We start from the raw sequence: 19181 nt of genomic DNA, 5'->3' as shown, positions 1-19181 counted from the left end.
TCGTTAGAATTCATCCCCTTTTTCTGAAACACGCTTTTTGGGATCTGCGCATTGCCGGGGTTCCTTGAAGTGCCTGACGGAGGCGGACAGCCTGTTTAGCTGTTACGCCCGTGGCGACTATGCAAGACACATTGAGAATCACCGAAGTTTTCTACTCGTTGCAGGGTGAAACTCGGACCGCCGGCCTGCCCACTGTTTTTGTGCGCCTGACCGGTTGCCCGTTGCGTTGCCAATACTGCGACAGCGCCTACGCGTTCACAGGCGGAACCATTCGCACGCTCGACGACATCCTCGAGCAGGTCGCCGGTTTCCGTCCGCGATACGTCTGTGTCACGGGCGGCGAGCCCCTGGCGCAACCCAACGCCATTCCCTTGCTCAAGCGCTTGTGTGACGCCGGTTACGAAGTGTCGCTGGAAACCAGTGGCTCCATTGATATCTCGGCGGTAGATTCCCGGGTCAGTCGCGTTGTCGACCTGAAAACCCCGGGTTCGAAGGAAGCACACCGCAATCGCTACGAAAACATTGAGCTGCTCACGGCCAACGATCAGGTGAAGTTTGTCATCTGCTCGCGGGAGGACTATGACTGGTCCGTTTCCAAGCTGATCCAGTACGGTCTGGACCAGCGGGCCGGTGAGGTCCTGTTCTCGCCAAGTCACCACGATCTCAATGCGCGGGATCTGGCGGATTGGGTGGTGGCGGACAACCTGCCAGTGCGTTTGCAATTGCAGCTGCATAAATATCTATGGAATGACGAGCCGGGGCGCTGAAATGACTGAACAACTGAACACTCCTGAAAAACGTGCGGTCATCCTGCTGTCCGGTGGCCTGGACTCGGCGACCGTCGTGGCCATGGCGCGCGCCGAAGGCTATAGCTGCTACACCATGAGCTTCGACTATGGTCAGCGGTCCCACGCCGAATTGCACGCTGCCGAACGCGTGGCCCGAGACCTGGGGGTGGTCGAGCACAAGGTGATCGGTCTGAACCTGAACGGCATGGGCGGCTCGGCGCTGACCGACAGCAGTATCGACATTCCGGAAGAGTTGGGAGAGGGCATTCCGGTGACTTACGTGCCTGCGCGTAACACGGTGTTCCTGTCCCTGGCCCTGGGCTGGGCTGAAGTGCTCGGTGCGCGCGACATCTTCATCGGCGTCAATGCGGTGGATTACTCCGGTTACCCGGACTGTCGTCCCGAGTTCATCGAGTCGTTCGAGCGCATGGCCAACCTGGCAACCAAAGCCGGCGTGGAAGGCAATGGCTTCCGGATCCAGGCACCGCTGCAAAACCTCAGCAAGGCTCAGATCGTCCAGGCGGGCGTGAAGCTTGGCGTGAACTATGGGCTGACCGTTTCCTGCTATCAGGCAGACGATGATGGTCGTGCGTGCGGCAAGTGCGACAGCTGCCGACTGCGTGCAGAAGGCTTCGCGGCGGCCGGAATCAGCGATCCAACACCTTATTTTTGATTTATTTTAAAATAGGTGTTGAATAGTCCTTAAAAATCAGTATTATACGCGCCACCACACAGCGGGTCGTTAGCTCAGTTGGTAGAGCAGTTGGCTTTTAACCAATTGGTCGTAGGTTCGAATCCCACACGACCCACCATTTTTAGCTGTTTTAAAAGTCTGGAAGGCCCACGCAAGTGAGGATTTCCGGATTTTTTTTTGCCCGCAAAAAAGTGCCCGTGCCACCGCTGCATTGGGCTAGTCGCTCGTTGCAAGGAAAGCGTCCAGTGCTTGAAGCGTCTCGGCCGGGCGTTCGATCATCGGCAGGTGGTTGCACCCTTCAAGGATGGCCGAGTCGTTCGCTGAACCGGCAGGAAGACCGTTACGCAACGTGTCCAGTGCCGAGACATCAATCACTTTATCCTCGCGACACCAGATGCCGAGTACCGGCATGTTCAATTTTATCAGCCGGTGGTCGAGGGCGAGCCATTGCGAGGAGGGGCGAATCTGCGCCAGGGTGGATTCGATAATCGCTCGCTGTGCGCGGTTGGCAAGGATTGCTTCCTGCACTTGCCGGTCAGACATCTGTGGAGGGTTCAGATAGACGAGGCGGGCGGTGCGTTCAACGCCAGCGCGATCATCGTAGATAAATGGATTGCCTCCAGCATTCAACTCCCGCATGAAATCATTGTCTTTGAAGCTCAGCCCCAGTGCGCCTACCAATACCAGCCGGCTGACGCGCTGCGGTTGATCGGCTGCATACACGCCGGCGATGGCTCCACCCATTGAATGCCCGATGAGGGTGAAGTTCTCGGCTTCGAGCGCCAGGATAAACTCATGGAGCCGGGTCGCTTGCGCCTCGATGTTGTAGCTGGAATATTCATTGTCAGTGGAGGCTCCCCAGCCTGGGAGGTCGGGGATGATGACGTGGAAACGCGAACTCAATGCCTTGCCAAATTCGAACCAGGCTTGTTTGCTTGATGAAAAGCCGTGGATCAGGATCACCGTTGGCCCCTGCCGCTCGCTTTCGTAATACGACCAGGCGCTGTTGCCTGCCTGGATCAGGCGCGCGCAGAGGGGTGGGGTTTCACAATGCCGGGTTGTCGAGGCTGGATTCAGATCCTCACCCGCCAGGACGAGTGTTGAAGACATCAGCCATGCCGTGAGCAGCAAGGTTGAGGCGGTCATGATCTTGATCAGGCGTTGGATCGACATGAGTTCAGTCCTTTGGTTGTTCCAGTTTCGGTTGGCCGGTTTCCTTTAGCCGGCTTAACGCTTCTATCAGTCCTTGCGCAGGTTAGTGGCAAAGCCATTCAGGTTTTGTGCGATAACTGCAACGGCGAATGTTTTTCCTCAAGGATCAAGGCCATAGGCCTTGTATCAGGGCGCGTCTATTCATCACCCTGGTCAGAATCATCTTTTGCATCCGTCGGATATTCTGTAGCCTTGCGCAGCTTCAACGCTGTCCGTGCCTGATGAATACCCACTTTCCCGGCGGTACCCCGAAGGGTCCGGAGCCGGGTGTATACTCGACTTTCGCGCGAATGCGCCTGCAGGTCTTGCGAACATGACGCAAATTTCCGAACGCCTTCTGGTTCAAGCCCACCTCGACGCCAAACAGCCCAAGCCGCTGACCGCCGACGAAGAGGCTTATTACCGTGCTGCCATCGCTGCCGAGCTCAAGGCTCAGGACGCAGTGCTGGTAGCCCACTTCTATTGTGATCCTGTCATTCAGGCGCTGGCCGAAGAGACGGGCGGCTGTGTTTCCGATTCGCTGGAAATGGCCCGCTTCGGCAACGCCCATCCAGCCAGGACCGTGGTCGTCGCCGGCGTGAAGTTCATGGGCGAGACCGCCAAGATCCTCAACCCGGAAAAGCGCGTACTGATGCCGACGCTCGAAGCGACCTGTTCGCTCGACCTGGGGTGCCCGGTGGACGAGTTTTCCGCGTTCTGCGACCAACACCCGGAGCGCACGGTGGTGGTGTACGCCAACACTTCCGCTGCGGTAAAAGCCCGAGCGGATTGGGTTGTGACCTCAAGCTGTGCGCTGGAAATCGTCGAAAGCCTGATGGACAACGGCGAGACCATCATATGGGGCCCGGACAAGCACCTGGGAACCTACATCCAGCGTCAGACCGGTGCCGACATGCTGCTGTGGGACGGTGCCTGCATCGTTCACGAAGAGTTCAAGTCCAAGCAGCTTGAAGACATGAAGGCGCTGTACCCGGATGCGGCGATTCTGGTGCACCCTGAGTCGCCGACATCGGTGATCGAGTTGGCCGATGCCGTAGGCTCCACCAGTCAGTTGATTGCGGCGGCACAGAGCCTGCCGAACAAGACGCTGATCGTTGCGACCGACCGCGGCATCTTCTACAAGATGCAGCAGCTGTGCCCGGACAAGGTCTTTATCGAAGCCCCGACGGCGGGTAACGGCGCGGCATGCCGCAGTTGTGCGCATTGCCCGTGGATGGCCATGAACACCCTTGAGCGGACGCTGAAGGCGTTGAAAGAAGGGGCGAACGAGATCTTTGTTGATCCTGCGCTGATTCCACAGGCCATTCGGCCGCTCAAACGCATGCTTGATTTCACCGCCGCAGCGCGGATGAAATTGGCGGGTAACGCCTGAGATCTTTCAGGCAAGCCGCAAAAACTGTGGGAGCGGCGGTGCGGCGATCCGACTTGCTCGCGAAAGCGGTGTGTCAGACAACCTCGATGTCGACTGATACACCCTCTTCGCGAGCAAGCCCGCTCCCACATTGGTTTTTGTGTTCAGGGATTACTTGCTCTTCTTCGGAATCCGCACCAGCCTGGTGTTGGAATACATGTCATGCCAGCTGCGTTTCTGTTTGTCGAACAGCGACCAGATGAACCCAAGGCCAACACACAGCAGTGAAGCGATCGACACGACAAAGCGCAACAGCGCCTGCCACAGGCTGATGGACGAGCCATCGGCATTCTGCACCCGGATACACCAGACCTGCATGCCCAGGGTCTGACCGGACCAGGTCCAGAATTTGGCGAAAAAGCCGAACAGTACGAACAACAGAATTGTGGAGAGCAGGGGATCACCGTCCAGCGCACCCGCTTCGGTCAGGGTGCGCATCCTTTCTTCGCCGATGATCGCCATCTGGACCATCTTGTAGATGCCGCTGGTGACGATCAGCAGGGCGGTGCACAGCAGGAAGTCATAGAACATGGCTGCCAGACGACGACCCAGGCCAGCGGCAGGAAAGTCGCCCTGGGGGGTAAGCAGGTGTTTCGACATGACAGGCTCTCGGCGAAAAAAGAAGCCATTTTACGGATTTACGCGCACAAAAAAGCCCCTGATGTCAGCATCAGGGGCTTTTTCGTTACAGAAGATTAGCCTTCTGCTTGTACTTCGTCAGCCTGCATGCCTTTCTGGCCCTGCACGGCGATGAAGGTCACTTTCTGGCCTTCTTTCAGGCTCTTGAAACCGTTGCCCTGAATAGCGCGGAAATGCACGAACAGATCCGGACCGCTTTCTGGAGTGATAAAACCAAAACCTTTCTCGTCGTTAAACCACTTGACGGTACCGCTCTGACGTTGGGACATTTCTTATTTCCTTTGACGCAAAAATTAATGACAGTCTCTTTCTCATGAAAGAGTACTGGGGCTGGTTGCAGGAGAGTAAGAAGACGTCGAACGGGATGTAGCTAACTTGTAGGCTACTGCCCAGGTCACGATTCCAAGCGACCCATGCAAACACAGTGAACAAACTCTACGCCAACTACGGGAGAAAAAACAAGCCCTGTGAAGGCCCCGTATTTCCTCAGGTTGATGGCAAAGTCAGTCCACTAGCGAGGCCTTATACGCTAACGTTGTTCAAATGCTTTCGAACGTTATAAGCAAAGTTCATAATCGAAGCTTAGAGCCAAACAATGCACTATTTTATGGCGGTTGCGTTACACATTAGTGCGCTGTTAACGCAACCGCGTTACTTATAGGAACATTCAATCAGCCGCGATAGTAGCGTTGTGGAACAAATGGCATTTTGCTTACAAGCAAAGGCACCTTTTTCCCACGAACGATCGCCCAGACGGGGGTGTCCAGTGCGATATATGCGCTGTCGACATAACCCATGGCCAGCGGCCCGCCCAGGGTCGGCCCGAAACCGCCGCTGCAGACGCTACCGATGATGTCGCCGGCTTCGTTGACGATCTCGGCACCCTCACGCACCGGCGTGCGTTCTTGCGGTAACAGGCCGACGCGTTTGCGGCTGACACCTGCCTGTTGCTGGGCGAATACGCTTTCGGCGCCCGGGAAGCCGCCGGCACGAGCACCATCGGCACGACGTGGCTTGGAGATGGCCCACAGCAGGCTTGCTTCGATCGGGCTGGTCTCGGTGTTCATGTCATGGCCGTACAGGCACAGACCGGCTTCCAGGCGCAGGGAGTCGCGGGCGCCAAGGCCGATGGCAGCCACTTCCGCTTCAGCCAGCAGCGCACGAGCCAGGGTTTCGGCGTTGGCAGCGGGTACGGAAATTTCGAAACCGTCTTCACCGGTGTAACCCGAGCGGCTGACAAAGCAGTCCACGCCCAGCAGTTTCACGCGGGCGAACTGCATGAAGGTCATCTTCGCCACTTCCGGGGCCAGACGCGCCAGTACGGTAACCGCCGCCGGGCCTTGCAGGGCGAGCAGGGCGCGCTCTTCGAACAGCGGCTCGATCGTGCACTGGTCGCCAATGTGCTTGCGCAGATGCGCCAGGTCCTGGTCCTTGCAGGCGGCGTTGACCACCAGGAACAGTTCGTCGTTGCCCAGGTTGGCGACCATCAGGTCGTCGAGGATGCCGCCGGTGGCGTTGGTGAACATCGCGTAACGCTGCATGCCCACTGGCAGGTCGATGATGTCCACTGGCACCAGGGTTTCCAGAGCCTTGGCGGCATTGGCACCGGTCAGGCGGATCTGGCCCATGTGCGAGACATCGAACAGCCCGGCCTGGTCACGGGTGTGCTGGTGTTCTTTCATCACGCCCAGCGGGTATTGCACGGGCATGTCGTAGCCGGCGAACGGCACCATGCGCGCGCCGAGTTCGATGTGCAGTGCGTGCAGCGGGGTTTTCAACAGTTGTTCGGTGGACATATTCAGCTCCTGAAGAAGGGTGCAGATGAGCGCACATCAGCACTCGATAATGTTGACCGCCAAACCGCCACGGGCGGTTTCCTTGTATTTGCTTTTCATGTCGGCGCCGGTCTGGCGCATGGTGCGGATGACCTTGTCGAGGGAGACGAAGTGTTGCCCGTCGCCGCGCATGGCCATGCGCACGGCATTGATGGCTTTGACCGAACCCATGGCGTTGCGCTCGATGCAAGGCACTTGCACCAGCCCGCCAATCGGGTCGCAGGTCAGCCCGAGGTTGTGTTCCATGCCGATTTCCGCGGCGTTCTCCACTTGTTGCACGCTGCCGCCCAGCACTTCGCACAAGGCACCGGCGGCCATCGAACAGGCAACGCCGACTTCACCCTGGCAGCCGACTTCGGCGCCGGAAATCGAGGCGTTTTCCTTGTACAGAATGCCGATGGCGGCGGCAGTGAGCAGAAAGCGCACCACGCCGTCGTCAGTCGCGCCGGGGATGAAGCGCATGTAGTAATGCAGCACCGCCGGAATGATCCCGGCCGCGCCGTTGGTGGGCGCCGTTACGACGCGCCCGCCGTTGGCGTTCTCTTCGTTGACCGCCAGGGCGTAGAGGTTGACCCAGTCGAGCACCGACAGCGGATCGCGTAACGACGATTCCGGGTTCTTGCACAATTGCCGATGCAGCGCGGCGGCGCGGCGCTTGACCTTCAGCCCGCCGGGCAGGATGCCTTCATTGCGGCAACCGGCGGCTACACAGTCCTGCATCACTTGCCAGATGTTCAGCAGGCCGGCGCGGGTTTCCGCTTCCGGGCGCCAGGCACTTTCGTTGGTCAGCATCACCTGACTGATGGACAGCCCGTACTTGACGCAATGACCGAGAAGATCTTTGGCGCTTTTGAACGGGAAGGTCAGGGGCGTGGCGTCTTCGACAATGCGGTCGGCGCCGGCGGCGTCCTCGTCAACCACAAAACCGCCGCCGACCGAGTAATACTCGCGGCTGCGCACTTGCAGGCCGGCGGCGTCGAAGGCGCGGAAGATCATGCCGTTGGGGTGATAGGGCAACGGTTTGCGAATCATCGCCAGGTGTTCTTTCTCGTTGAACGCAATGCTGTGTTCGCCGAGCAGGTTCAAGCGACCGCTACCGCGAATGTCTTGCAGACGGGCGGCGACGGTTTCAGTGTCCACGGTGTCCGGGTGTTCGCCTTCCAGGCCGAGCAATACCGCCTTGTCGCTGCCGTGGCCCTTGCCGGTGGCGCCGAGCGAGCCGTAGAGCTCGACTTTGACGCAGGTGGTGGCCGTCAGCAGCCCTTCACGACGCAAACCTTCGACGAAACGCGCAGCGGCGCGCATCGGGCCGACGGTGTGGGAACTGGAGGGGCCGATGCCAATCTTGAACAGGTCGAACACGCTTAACGACATGGTGGTTCTCCGGTTTCTTGTTATAGGAATTGGCGGAAACAGGGGGGTATCGCAGATCCCCGTGGGAGCGGGCTTGCTCGCGAAAGCGGTGGATCAGTCACCATCAATGGTGTCTGACCCACCGCTTTCGCGAGCAAGCCCGCTCCCACAAGGGGATATGCGGTGTTCTTGAGAAGGCGAGCGAACCCGCCCCCTCATTGGTTTAAGCGTAGCTTTCGATCGACGGGCAGGCGCAGACCAGGTTGCGGTCGCCGAACACGTTGTCGACGCGACCGACCGGTGGCCAGTACTTGCCTTCGATCAGCGACGCAACCGGGTAAACCGCTTGCTCACGGCTGTACGGGTGCGACCACTCGCCGACCAGCTCCTTCGCGGTGTGCGGAGCGTTTTTCAGCGGGTTGTCGTCCTTGTCCAGGGTGCCGTTTTCCACTGCGCGGATTTCTTCGCGGATGCGGATCATGGCGTCGCAGAAGCGGTCCAGTTCTTCCTTGGATTCGCTTTCGGTCGGCTCGATCATCAGCGTGCCGGCTACCGGGAACGACATGGTCGGCGCGTGGAAGCCGAAGTCGATCAGGCGCTTGGCGACGTCATCGACGCTGATGCCGCTGCTGTCTTTGAGCGGACGCAGGTCGAGGATGCACTCGTGCGCCACCAGGCCGTTGCTGCCGGTGTACAGCACTGGGTAGTGCTCCTCGAGGCGACGGGAGATGTAGTTGGCATTGAGGATCGCCAGCTGCGATGCACGCTTGAGACCCGCGCCGCCCATCATGCGAATGTACATCCAGGTGATCGGCAGAATGCTTGCGCTGCCGAACGGTGCCGCGCAAACGGCGCCTTCCTTGCGCTCCATTTGTGCGTGGCCCGGCAGGAATGGCGCCAGGTGCGATTTCACGCCGATCGGGCCGACACCCGGGCCGCCACCGCCGTGCGGAATGCAGAAGGTCTTGTGCAGGTTCAGGTGCGAAACGTCGCCGCCGAACTTGCCCGGTGCGCAGAGGCCGACCATCGCGTTCATGTTGGCGCCGTCGATGTACACCTGGCCGCCGTTGTCATGAATGATGCCGCAGATTTCGCGGATGCCTTCTTCGAACACGCCGTGGGTCGACGGGTAGGTGATCATCAGCGCAGCGAGGTGTTCGCGGTGCTCGATGGCCTTGGCGCGCAGGTCTTCGATGTCAACGTTGCCACGGGCATCGCACGCGGTGACGACGACACGCATGCCGGCCATTTGTGCGGTGGCCGGGTTGGTGCCGTGGGCCGACGAAGGGATCAGGCAGATGTCGCGACGGTCTTCGCCACGGCTCTGGTGGTAGGCGCGAATCGCCAACAGACCGGCGTATTCGCCCTGGGAACCGGCGTTTGGTTGCAAGGACACCGAGTCATAGCCGGTCGCAGCGCAAAGCATGGCTTCCAGTTCGTCGGTCAGTTGCTGGTAGCCGGCGCTTTGCTCGGCCGGGGCGAACGGGTGCAGGGCACCGAACTCGGCCCAGGTCACCGGGATCATTTCGCTGGCGGCGTTGAGTTTCATGGTGCACGAACCCAGCGGGATCATGGTGCGGTCCAGCGCCAGGTCCTTGTCCGCCAGTTTGCGCAGGTAACGCATCAGCTCGGTTTCCGAGTGATAGCGGTTGAACACCGGGTGGCTGAGGATCGGCGACTGACGCACCAGCGCGGCCGGGATGGCGCTTTGCACCGAGGCGGCGAGGGCGGCGAAGTCCGGCAGGGCCTTGCCGTCGGACAGCAGGCTCCACAGGGTTTCAACGTCGGCCTGAGTGGTGGTTTCGTCCAGGGACAGGCCCAGGCGCTCGCCATCGACTACGCGCAGGTTGATGCGCTGGGCGTGCGCCTTGTCGTGCAGGGCGGCGGTTTGAGCGCCGGTCTTCACGGTCAGGGTGTCGAAGAAGCTCGCTTGCTCGACGTTCACACCCAGTGCGCTCAAGCCTTTGGCCAGGATTGCAGTCAGGTGATGCACGCGATTGGCGATTTGCGTCAGGCCTTTTGGACCGTGGTACACGGCATACATGCTGGCGATGTTGGCCAGTAGTACTTGCGCGGTGCAGATGTTGCTGGTGGCTTTCTCGCGACGGATGTGCTGCTCGCGGGTCTGCATGGCCAGGCGCAGGGCCGGGTTGCCGAAGCGGTCTACCGAAACACCGACCAGGCGGCCCGGCATGTCACGTTTGAATGCGTCTTTAGTGGAGAAGTACGCTGCGTGTGGGCCACCGAAGCCCAGCGGCACGCCGAAGCGTTGTGCGCTGCCGATGGCCACGTCGGCGCCGAATTCGCCAGGGGCGGTCAGCACGGTCAGGGCCAGCAGGTCCGCAGCCACGGCGACGAGGGCGTTGGCAGCGTGGAAGCGTTCGGTCAGCTCGCGGTAATCGAACACGTCACCGTTGCTCGCCGGGTATTGCAGCAGGGCGCCGAAGAATGGCGTCACGTCGCTCAGTTCACGCTCGTCGCCCACCACCACGTCGATGCCCAGAGGCTCGGCACGGGTGCGCAGTACGTCGAGGGTCTGCGGGTGGCAATGCACGGAGGCGAAGAAAGCGTGGCTGCTTTTGTTCTTGCTCAGGCGTTTGCAGAAGGTCATGGCTTCGGCAGCGGCGGTGGCTTCGTCGAGCAGGGAAGCGTTGGCGATCGGCAGGCCGGTGAGGTCGCTGATCAGGGTCTGGAAGTTCAGCAGCGCTTCGAGACGGCCCTGGGAGATTTCTGGCTGGTACGGGGTGTAGGCGGTGTACCAGGCCGGGTTTTCCAGCAGGTTGCGCAGGATCGGCGACGGCGTGTGGGTGCCGTAGTAGCCTTGGCCGATGTAGGTCTTGAACAGCTGGTTTTTAGTTGCGATGGACTTGATCAAGGCCAGGGCATCGGCTTCGCTCAGGCCGTCTTCCAGGCCGAGGACGCTGGTGCCCTTGATGCTGTCGGGAATCACGCTGGCGCTCAGGGCTTCCAGGGAGTCGAAACCGAGGCTGTTGAGCATCGCTTGCTCGTCACCGGCACGCGGGCCGATGTGACGGGCGATGAATTCGTTGGCGGTAGTCACATTTACAGAAACAGAAGGTACTTGAGTCATGTCGGTGCTCCTCAGGCTTCGGCGTTAGCTTTGATCAGGCGGTCGTAGGCGTCCTGATCCAGCAGTTGGCCGACGGCGGTGGCGTCGCTTGGTTTGAAACGGAAGAACCAGCCTTCACCCAGCGGATCTTCGTTGACCAGTTCCGGGCTGCTGTCCAGCGCCGGGTTCACTTCCAGCACTTCGCCGTCCAGCGGCATGTACACGCCGCTGGCGGCCTTCACCGATTCCACGGTGGCGGCTTCGGCGCCTTTGTCGTAGGACTGCAGCTCAGGCAGTTGAACGAAAACCACGTCGCCCAGGGCGTTCTGTGCGAAAGCGGTGATGCCGACGGTGACGCTGCCGTCAGCTTCGGTGCGCAGCCATTCGTGATCTTCAGTAAAACGCAACTCGCTCATGGAAACTCCTAAGGGGCCAGACTCGTCTGGTGGACGCGATTGAATGCTTGGGCGATGCCCTGGTTATGGAGGACTACATAGCAAGAACGCGGCCAACGTTGTTTTTATCGTTATTAATCAATTATTTAGCGGGTTGTGACAAACGCTGAAATTCATTCGCTGTAGCGAATTCGATACGGCGTATGACAAGGATAAAAGCCGAGGTGGATCAAAGCCTTGCACAGCCGTGATCGGAGAGGGGTGTAGCGATATCGTTCCGCTGTAGCGCTTTCAGTACAGGTGGAGGTCGTTTTTGAACCCGGTTTTGAATTTGACGAAGCTCATGTGGGAGCGGGCTTGCTCGCGAAAGCGTAGTGGCAGGCGACGATGTATTGACTGATGTACCGCCTTCGCGAGCAAGCCCGCTCCCACAGGGATCTGCGGTGAGGCCTCAAGCCTTGCCCGGAATCCCGTACTTGCGCAACCGATGGGCAATCGCGGTATGGGAGGTTTGCAGGCGGGTCGCGAGTTGCCGGGTCGAGGGATAGCTGACGTAGAGTTTTTCCAGCAGGGTTTTCTCGAATTCGTCCATGGCCTGCTCCAGGCTGTCGACGTCATGGTCGCTCTGGCGGGCCACCGAGGTGCCGGCGATGTCGAGGTCGCCAATGTCCACCAGGCTGCTTTCGCAGATCGCCGCGGCGCGGAAGATCACGTTCTGCAATTGCCGCACGTTGCCCGGCCAGCGGTTGCCCAGCAGCGCCGGGTAAGTGCCCGGCGCCAGGCGACAGACCGGGCGCTGGATCTGCGCGCAAGCCTGCTGCATGAAGTAGCGGGCCAGCAGCAGAATATCCTGGCCGCGCTCACGCAACGGCGGCACTTCAACGTTGAGGACGTTGAGGCGATAGAACAGGTCTTCGCGGAACAGGCCTTCGCTGACCATTTTTTCCAGGTCGCGGTGGGTCGCACTGAGAATCCGTACGTTGACCTTGACCTCACGGTCACCGCCGACCCGGCGAAAACTGCCGTCGTTGAGGAAACGCAGCAATTTGGCCTGCAGATACGGCGACATCTCGCCGATCTCATCGAGAAACACCGTGCCCTGGTTGGCCAGTTCCATCAGCCCTGGCTTGCCACCTCGTTGCGCGCCGGTAAAAGCGCCGGGGGCGTAGCCGAACAGTTCACTTTCGGCGAGGTTCTCCGGTAATGCCGCGCAGTTCAATGCCAGAAACGGCGCGCTGTGCCGGGCGCTGATGGCGTGGCAGGCGCGGGCCACCAGCTCCTTGCCGGTGCCGGTTTCGCCCTGGATCAACAGCGGTGCGTCGAGGGCCGCCACCCGCTGGGCGCGCGCCTTGAGGGTGCGGATCACCGGGGATTCGCCGAGCAGTGCATCGAAACCTTCGGCATGGTCATGGTGCAGCGCGGACAGGCGTTCGCCCAAGCGGTTCGGTTGGTACAGGGTCAGTAAGGCGCCGGCGTCGGTGATCGGTGTGGCGTCGAGCAACAAGGTCTGGCCGTTGACGGTGATTTCCCGCAGCGGCAGGCGAAAGCCGTGTTCGAGCAGGGTGTCGAGCAAGGCCGGGTCGGCAAACAGGTCGGCCACGCTTTCGCCGTCGGGTTCGCGGCCGTACAGGGCGATCAGGGCCGGGTTGGCCAGCAGCACCTTGCCGTCGCTGTCCAGCGCCAGCACCGGGTCGGTCATGGCAGCCAGCAACGCGTCGAGCTGCAGGTGCCGGCGCTGGCCGGGCAGGATGTCGACCACCGTCACCGCTTGCACGCCACGCACGCTGAACAGGGCATCACGCAGTTCCTCGAGGACTTGCGGGCTCAGGGTCGGAGCGTCGATGTAAACATTGGGCGGGACCATTTCCACCGCATCCAGGTTCAGATTGCGCCCGCCGAGCAGGGCCAGGACTTCCTGGGTGATACCGACGCGGTCGATGAAGCTGACGTGGATACGCATGGGGCGGTTTCGGGTTCTGCAGTGCGGAGGGTGGCAAGTATGCCTTGGGGCGGGCTAATGGTGAAATCCTGCGCGGATTTCAATGGGGCGATGATCCTCCTGTGGGAGCGGGCTTGCTCGCGAAAGCGGTGTATCAGTCGCCAAGGATGGTGTCTGACACGACGCCTTCGCGAGCAAGCCCGCTCCCACAGGGGAAATGTGGGTTACTCGAATTTCTCGAGATCTATCGGGTCGCCGGATTTCATATTCAGCTGTTTGCGTATGTCTTCAAACATCAGGTCGTAGTGCTTGTGTGTCGAACCGATCTGACTATGGGTCTTTGGAATACCGTACTTCTCGGCGATTTTCGTCACGTTGCTGGCGAAGTTGTAGGCCTCCTCCTTGGGCAGGAAGAAGGGCTCTGACATGACCTTGCCCTGAATGCTGCCGTGCATGGTGAACTGGATGCCTTTTTCGCCTTTGGCATTCTTGCTGACTTCATAGTCGAGGTGCACGTTGTAGCTGACATCGTCCGGTGTCAGCGCATGACGCTCGATGTGCAAGTGACCTGGCTCAAACTGTGCCATGGGCGTCTCTCCTTACAAGTAGGTAATGCCAGGTGTTGCCGTGCTGATGCGCGTGCCGGCCGTGCCCTGGACGATCGCTTCGATATCCGCGAGTGAGCCGATCACCGCGACCTTTCCAGTATGGCGTGCGAATTCGCAGGCTGCCTGCACCTTCGGTCCCATGGAGCCGGCGGCGAAGCCGAGTTTTTCCATTTCGTCGGGATGCGCCTGGGCGATGGCTTTCTGCGTGGGCTTGCCAAAGTCGATGAAAGCGGCGTTGACGTCAGTGGCGATCACCAGCAGGTCGGCTTCAAGCTGTTCGGCCAGCAGCGCCGAGCACAGGTCCTTGTCGATGACCGCTTCGACGCCTTCGAGTTTGCCGGGGGACGTATACATGGTCGGAATGCCGCCGCCACCGGCACAGATCACGATGCTGCTTTTTTCCAGCAGCCATTTGATCGGACGGATTTCGAAGATGCGTTTCGGTTTCGGGCTGGCGACCACACGGCGGTATTTGTCGCCGTCCGGGGCAATGGCCCAGCCTTTTTCGGCGGCGAGTTTTTCCGCATCGGCCTTGCTGTAGACCGGGCCGATGGGTTTGGTCGGGTTTTTGAAGGCCGGGTCATTGGCGTCGACTTCGACCTGGGTCAGCAGGGTCGCGAAGGGCACCTCGAAGTCCAGCAGGTTACCCAGTTCCTGTTCGATGATGTAGCCGATCATGCCTTCGGTTTCGGCGCCGAGCACGTCCAGCGGGTAAGGGGTGACGGAGGTGTAGGCCGCCGCCTGCAAAGACAGCAGGCCGACCTGGGGGCCATTGCCGTGGGCGATGACCAGTTGGTTGCCGGGATGAATCTTGGCGATCTGTTCGGTGGCGATCCGGATGTTGGCGCGCTGGTTGTCAGCGGTCATGGGTTCGCCCCGGCGGAGCAGGGCATTACCGCCCAGAGCAACGACGATACGCATGGTGCAGTCCTTCTAAAAGAGAAGTCACAATCAACCCGATCTCCCGGTTGGAATCGGACCAGTGTGGGAGCGGGCTCGCTCGCGAAGACGGAGTGTCAGTCGACATCATTGTTGCCTGATACACCGCTTTCGCGAGCAAGCCCGCTCCCACATTGACCGTGTTCCGTCTGTGGGAGTCGGGTGAGCCGTTAGAGATCCGCCAGCGTCGACACCAGAATCGCCTTGATGGTGTGCATGCGGTTTTCCGCTTGCTCGAAGGCGATGCAGGCCGGCGACTCGAATACGTCATCGGTCACTTCGATGCCGTTCTTCAGGTGCGGGTACTGCTCGGCAATCTGCTTGCCGATCTTGGTGTCGCTGTTGTGGAACGCCGGCAGGCAGTGCATGAACTTGGTGCGCGGGTTGCCGGTGGCTTTCATCAGTTCGGCGTTGACCTGGTACGGCAGCAGTTGCTGGATGCGTTCGGCCCAGGCTTCGACCGGCTCGCCCATCGACACCCATACGTCGGTGTGGATGAAATCCACGCCCTTGACAGCGGCTTTCGGGTCTTCGGTGAGGGTGATGCGCGCGCCGCTTTCTTCCCCGTATTGTTTGCAGCGAGCCACCAGGTCGTCTGCCGGCCACAGGGCTTTGGGCGCGCAGATGCGCACGTCCATGCCGAGCTTGGCGCCGATCAGCAGCAGCGAGTTGCCCATGTTGTTTCGCGCATCGCCGAGATAGGCATAGCTGATCTCGTGGATGGGCTTGTCGGCGTGCTCACGCATGGTCAGCACGTCGGCGATCATTTGCGTCGGGTGATACTCGTCGGTGAGGCCGTTGAACACCGGTACGCCGGCGTACTTTGCCAGCTCCTCGACGATTTCCTGCTTGAAGCCACGGTACTCGATGGCGTCGTACATGCGCCCGAGCACACGGGCGGTGTCCTTCATGCTTTCCTTGTGACCGATCTGCGAGGAGTTCGGGTCGATGTAGGTGACATTGGCGCCCTGGTCATAGGCTGCGACTTCGAACGCGCAGCGGGTGCGGGTCGAGGTCTTTTCAAAGATCAGCGCGATATTGTTGCCCTTGAGATGCTGCTGTTCGGTGCCGGTGTACTTGGCACGCTTGAGGTCGCGGGACAGGTCGAGCAGGTAGCGCAATTCGCGAGGGGTGTGGTGTTCCAGGCTCAGCAGATTGCGGTTATGGATATTGAACGCCATTTTGGATCTCCTAAGGTGAGCAGGTTAGTAGTCAATCGGATCGCGGATGATCGGGCAGGTCATGCAATGGCCGCCGCCCCGTCCCCGGCCGAGTTCGCCGGCGCTGATGGTGATCACTTCCACGCCTGCCTTGCGCAGCAGGGTATTGGTGTAGGTATTGCGGTCGTAGCCGATGACCACGCCTGGCTCCACGGCCACCACGTTGTTGCCGTCGTCCCATTGCTCGCGTTCGGCGGCAAAGCTGTTGCCGCCGGTTTCCACCACACGCAGGGCCTTGAGGTTGAGGGCCTGGGCCACGGTGTCGAGGAAGTTGATTTCTTCACGGCGGATGTCGATGCCGCCCGCTTTGCTTTCATCGGGACGCAGGGTGAAGGCGACGATCTGGTTCACCACTTCCGGGAAGATCGTGACGAGGTCGCGATCACAGAAGCTGAACACCGTGTCCAGGTGCATCGCCGCGCGGGATTTAGGCAGGCCGGCGACGATCACTTTCTCGACGGCCTTGTTTTTGAACAGGTTCACCGCCAGTTGGGCAATGGCCTGCCGCGACGAGCGTTCGCCCATGCCGATCAACACCACGCCGTTGCCGATCGGCATCACGTCACCGCCCTCGAGGGTGGAGTTGCCGTGGTCCTTGTCCGGGTCGCCGTACCAGATCTGGAAGTCGGCGTTGGTGAACTCGGGGTGGAATTTGTAGATGGCGGTGGTCAGCAGGGTTTCCTGGCGGCGTGCCGGCCAATACATCGGGTTGAGGGTGACGCCACCGTAGATCCAGCAGGTGGTATCGCGGGTGAACTGGGTGTTGGGCAGCGGCGGCAGGATGAAGCTGGAGTTGCCGAGGAAGTCGCGGAACATCTCGATGGCCTTGCCACCGAAACTGGTGGGCAAGTCATCGCCCGAAACGCCGCCGATCAGGAACTCGGCGATCTTGCGCGGCTCCAGGCTACGCAGCCACGAGGTGGTTTCGTTGATCAGGCCCAGGCCCACCGAATTGGCGGTGATCTTGCGTTCCAGGATCCAGTCCAGCGCTTCGGGAATGGCGACGATGTCGGTCAGCAGGTTGTGCATTTCCAGCACATCGATGTTGCGTTCGCGCATCTTGGTGACGAAGTCGAAGTGGTCGCGCTTGGCCTGGGCCACCCACAGCACGTCATCGAACAGCAGTTCATCGCAGTTGTTCGGGGTCAGCCGCTGATGGGCAAGTCCCGGGGAGCAAACCATGACTTTGCGCAGTTTGCCGGCTTCGGAATGGACGCCGTACTTAACTTTTTCCTTGGTCATTACAGTGATCCTCCAGATGTCAAAACAGGGTAGTTACAGAGTCAGGAAGCCGTCGTAGAGTCCGTAGGCCGCCACCACGGCGCCCACGACCACCGCAGCGAAAATCAGCTTCTCGACGTTGGTGAAAACCGGTTTGTTGATTTCCAGCTTGGCCTTGGCGAACAGGATCACGCCGGGGGCGTAGAGCAGGGCGGACAGCAGCAGGTATTTGATGCCGCCGGCGTACAGCAGCCAGATCGCGTAGATCAGGGCCACCGCGCCGATGATCAGATCCTTCTGCCGTTCGCCCGCCGCGCCTTCGTAGCTTTCGCCACGCACCGCCAACAGCAAGGCATAGGCTGCCGACCACAGGTAGGGCACCAGAATCATCGAGGTGGCGAGGTAGATCAGCGACAGGTAGGTGCTGGCCGAGAACAGTGTGATGATCAGGAAAATCTGCACCATGGCGTTGGTCAGCCACAGGGCGTTGACCGGTACATGGTTGGCGTTTTCCTTGCGCAGGAACTCCGGCATGGTGTGGTCCCTGGCGGCGGCGAACATGATCTCCGCGCACAGCAGCACCCACGACAGCAATGCCCCCAGCAACGAGATGATCAAACCGACGCTGATCAGCACCGCGCCCCAGTGACCGACCACATGCTCCAGCACGGCGGCCATTGACGGGTTCTGCAGTTTGGCCAGTTCCGGCTGGGTCATGATCCCCAGCGACAGCACGTTGACCAGGACCAGGAACAGCAGCACGGTGACGAAACCGATCACGGTGGCTTTACCCACATCGCTGCGTTTTTCCGCCCGGGCCGAAAAGATGCTCGCGCCTTCGATGCCGATGAACACCCATACGGTGACCAGCATCATTTTGCGCACCTGGTCCATCACGCTGCCCAGGTCCGGGTTCTTCAGGCCCCAGATGTCGGCGGTGAAGATGTCCAGCTTGAAGGCGAACAACGCGATCAACATGAACAGCAGCAGCGGCACAATCTTGGCGACGGTGGTCACCAGGTTGATGAACGCCGCTTCCTTGATGCCTCGCAGGACCAGGAAGTGTACGGCCCAGAGCAGCACCGAGGCGCCGATCACGGCAGCAGGGGTATTCCCCTCCCCAAATAGCGGAAAGAAATAGCCCAGGGTGCTGAACAAAAGTACGAAGTACCCCACGTTGCCCAGCCAGGCGCTGATCCAGTACCCCCAGGCGGACGAGAAGCCCATGTAGTCGCCGAAACCGGCCTTGGCGTAGGCGTAGACCCCACCATCCAGGTCGGGTTTGCGGTTGGCCAGGGTCTGGAACACGAACGCCAGGGTGAGCATGCCGACGGCGGTGATCGCCCAACCGATCAGAATGGCGCCGACGTCCGCACTCGCGGCCATGTTTTGTGGCAAGGAAAATATACCGCCACCAATCATTGAACCCACGACTAACGCAACCAGTGCGCCGAGTTTCAGTTTTCCGGGTGCTTCAGACATTGCATGACTCCAATGCAGGAGAAGAGAGGCAACAGACTAATTCTGTTGACTGTTCATTCAACTGATTTAGATCACTAAATGAGAGCGTTCCCAGGTTGTTGGCGGAGTGCCATCATTTACAATGCTTTTGCTTGTAATGCTTGTTTTAGAGCCTTTTCAAGATTATTTAAGTGTTTTTTGAGTTTGTTTCGAATTATGACGCTAGTTTGTTTTTCAGAATCTGCAAATTTTCTTCATGCATTTTTTGTACAGAATTGATGTATTAAAAAAACGTATAAAACAAATGATTATATCGACGTCCCTATAGCCGTTTTGTGCAAGTTAAAAGACGTTTATTGGCGTTATCCAATAAACGTTATTACTCTTCAGCAGTTT

16 protein-coding genes and 1 tRNA gene are annotated in these 19181 nt (G+C 59.8%); 4 read left to right on the top strand and 13 right to left on the bottom strand.

All coding sequences use genetic code 11. From position 1 onward, the window contains the following. Positions 1-119 precede the first annotated feature (119 nt). The 3 genes from queE (at position 120) to AC06G5_RS24040 (ending at position 1600) form a co-directional block, all read left to right on the top strand. A complete protein-coding gene (gene queE, locus AC06G5_RS24050) occupies positions 120-767 on the top strand; it encodes a 7-carboxy-7-deazaguanine synthase QueE (RefSeq protein WP_413425979.1) in 648 nt (215 codons plus the stop codon). Position 768: 1 nt separating this feature from the next. Next, positions 769-1461, top strand: coding sequence for a 7-cyano-7-deazaguanine synthase QueC (gene queC / locus AC06G5_RS24045; RefSeq protein ID WP_057398977.1), 693 nt, complete (start codon positions 769-771; stop codon positions 1459-1461). Between the two features lie 63 nt (positions 1462-1524). Beyond that, positions 1525-1600 (top strand) — tRNA-Lys (locus tag AC06G5_RS24040). A 98-nt stretch (positions 1601-1698) separates the two neighbouring features. On the opposite strand, the gene AC06G5_RS24035 is transcribed toward AC06G5_RS24040, so the two are convergent. Further along, the gene (locus AC06G5_RS24035) at positions 1699-2655 is read right to left on the bottom strand and encodes an alpha/beta fold hydrolase (RefSeq protein WP_413425980.1); all 957 of its coding nucleotides are present in this window, start codon (positions 2653-2655) and stop codon (positions 1699-1701) included. 352 nt (positions 2656-3007) lie between these two features. Between AC06G5_RS24035 and nadA the strand changes: the two genes are divergently transcribed. Then, positions 3008-4066, top strand: a complete 1059-nt coding sequence (nadA, locus tag AC06G5_RS24030) for a quinolinate synthase NadA (protein WP_008019227.1) — start codon at positions 3008-3010, stop codon at positions 4064-4066. Positions 4067-4216: 150 nt separating this feature from the next. Here the strand turns inward: nadA and AC06G5_RS24025 are convergent, their stop codons facing one another. From AC06G5_RS24025 to arcD, 12 genes are all read right to left on the bottom strand, one after another. After that, positions 4217-4705, bottom strand: coding sequence for an RDD family protein (locus AC06G5_RS24025; RefSeq protein ID WP_413425982.1), 489 nt, complete (start codon positions 4703-4705; stop codon positions 4217-4219). A gap of 95 nt (positions 4706-4800) precedes the next feature. Then, positions 4801-5013, bottom strand: coding sequence for a cold-shock protein (locus tag AC06G5_RS24020; RefSeq protein WP_007931076.1), 213 nt, complete (start codon positions 5011-5013; stop codon positions 4801-4803). Positions 5014-5415: 402 nt separating this feature from the next. Further along, positions 5416-6540 carry a glycine cleavage system aminomethyltransferase GcvT gene (gene gcvT / locus AC06G5_RS24015; RefSeq protein ID WP_413425984.1) on the bottom strand — a complete coding sequence of 375 codons (1125 nt, stop codon included), beginning with the start codon at positions 6538-6540 and terminating at the stop codon, positions 5416-5418. Positions 6541-6576: 36 nt separating this feature from the next. Further along, positions 6577-7953, bottom strand: coding sequence for an L-serine ammonia-lyase (locus AC06G5_RS24010; RefSeq protein ID WP_413425986.1), 1377 nt, complete (start codon positions 7951-7953; stop codon positions 6577-6579). A 202-nt stretch (positions 7954-8155) separates the two neighbouring features. Next, the gene (gene gcvP, locus AC06G5_RS24005) at positions 8156-11023 is read right to left on the bottom strand and encodes an aminomethyl-transferring glycine dehydrogenase (protein WP_480458464.1); all 2868 of its coding nucleotides are present in this window, start codon (positions 11021-11023) and stop codon (positions 8156-8158) included. An 11-nt stretch (positions 11024-11034) separates the two neighbouring features. Then, positions 11035-11418 (bottom strand): glycine cleavage system protein GcvH, encoded by a 384-nt coding sequence (gene gcvH / locus AC06G5_RS24000; RefSeq protein WP_480458463.1) that lies wholly within the window; start codon positions 11416-11418, stop codon positions 11035-11037. 430 nt (positions 11419-11848) lie between these two features. Beyond that, positions 11849-13357 (bottom strand): sigma-54-dependent transcriptional regulator, encoded by a 1509-nt coding sequence (locus AC06G5_RS23995; protein WP_413704101.1) that lies wholly within the window; start codon positions 13355-13357, stop codon positions 11849-11851. Positions 13358-13560: 203 nt separating this feature from the next. Beyond that, positions 13561-13923, bottom strand: a complete 363-nt coding sequence (locus AC06G5_RS23990) for a DUF5064 family protein (RefSeq protein WP_008019233.1) — start codon at positions 13921-13923, stop codon at positions 13561-13563. A 12-nt stretch (positions 13924-13935) separates the two neighbouring features. After that, a complete protein-coding gene (gene arcC / locus AC06G5_RS23985) occupies positions 13936-14865 on the bottom strand; it encodes a carbamate kinase (RefSeq protein WP_413425993.1) in 930 nt (309 codons plus the stop codon). 188 nt (positions 14866-15053) lie between these two features. After that, positions 15054-16064 carry an ornithine carbamoyltransferase gene (locus tag AC06G5_RS23980; RefSeq protein ID WP_413425995.1) on the bottom strand — a complete coding sequence of 337 codons (1011 nt, stop codon included), beginning with the start codon at positions 16062-16064 and terminating at the stop codon, positions 15054-15056. Positions 16065-16088: 24 nt separating this feature from the next. Further along, positions 16089-17345, bottom strand: coding sequence for an arginine deiminase (gene arcA, locus AC06G5_RS23975; RefSeq protein WP_480458461.1), 1257 nt, complete (start codon positions 17343-17345; stop codon positions 16089-16091). 33 nt (positions 17346-17378) lie between these two features. Beyond that, on the bottom strand, positions 17379-18806 hold the full coding sequence (gene arcD, locus AC06G5_RS23970) for an arginine-ornithine antiporter (protein ID WP_111279889.1): 1428 nt from the start codon (positions 18804-18806) through the stop codon (positions 17379-17381). Positions 18807-19181: the final 375 nt, after the last annotated feature.

This window comes from Pseudomonas sp. WT-JTC, assembly GCF_056711565.1.
Note: the sequence above shows the minus strand (reverse complement) of the source record. Positions and strands in the feature narration are given on the sequence as shown.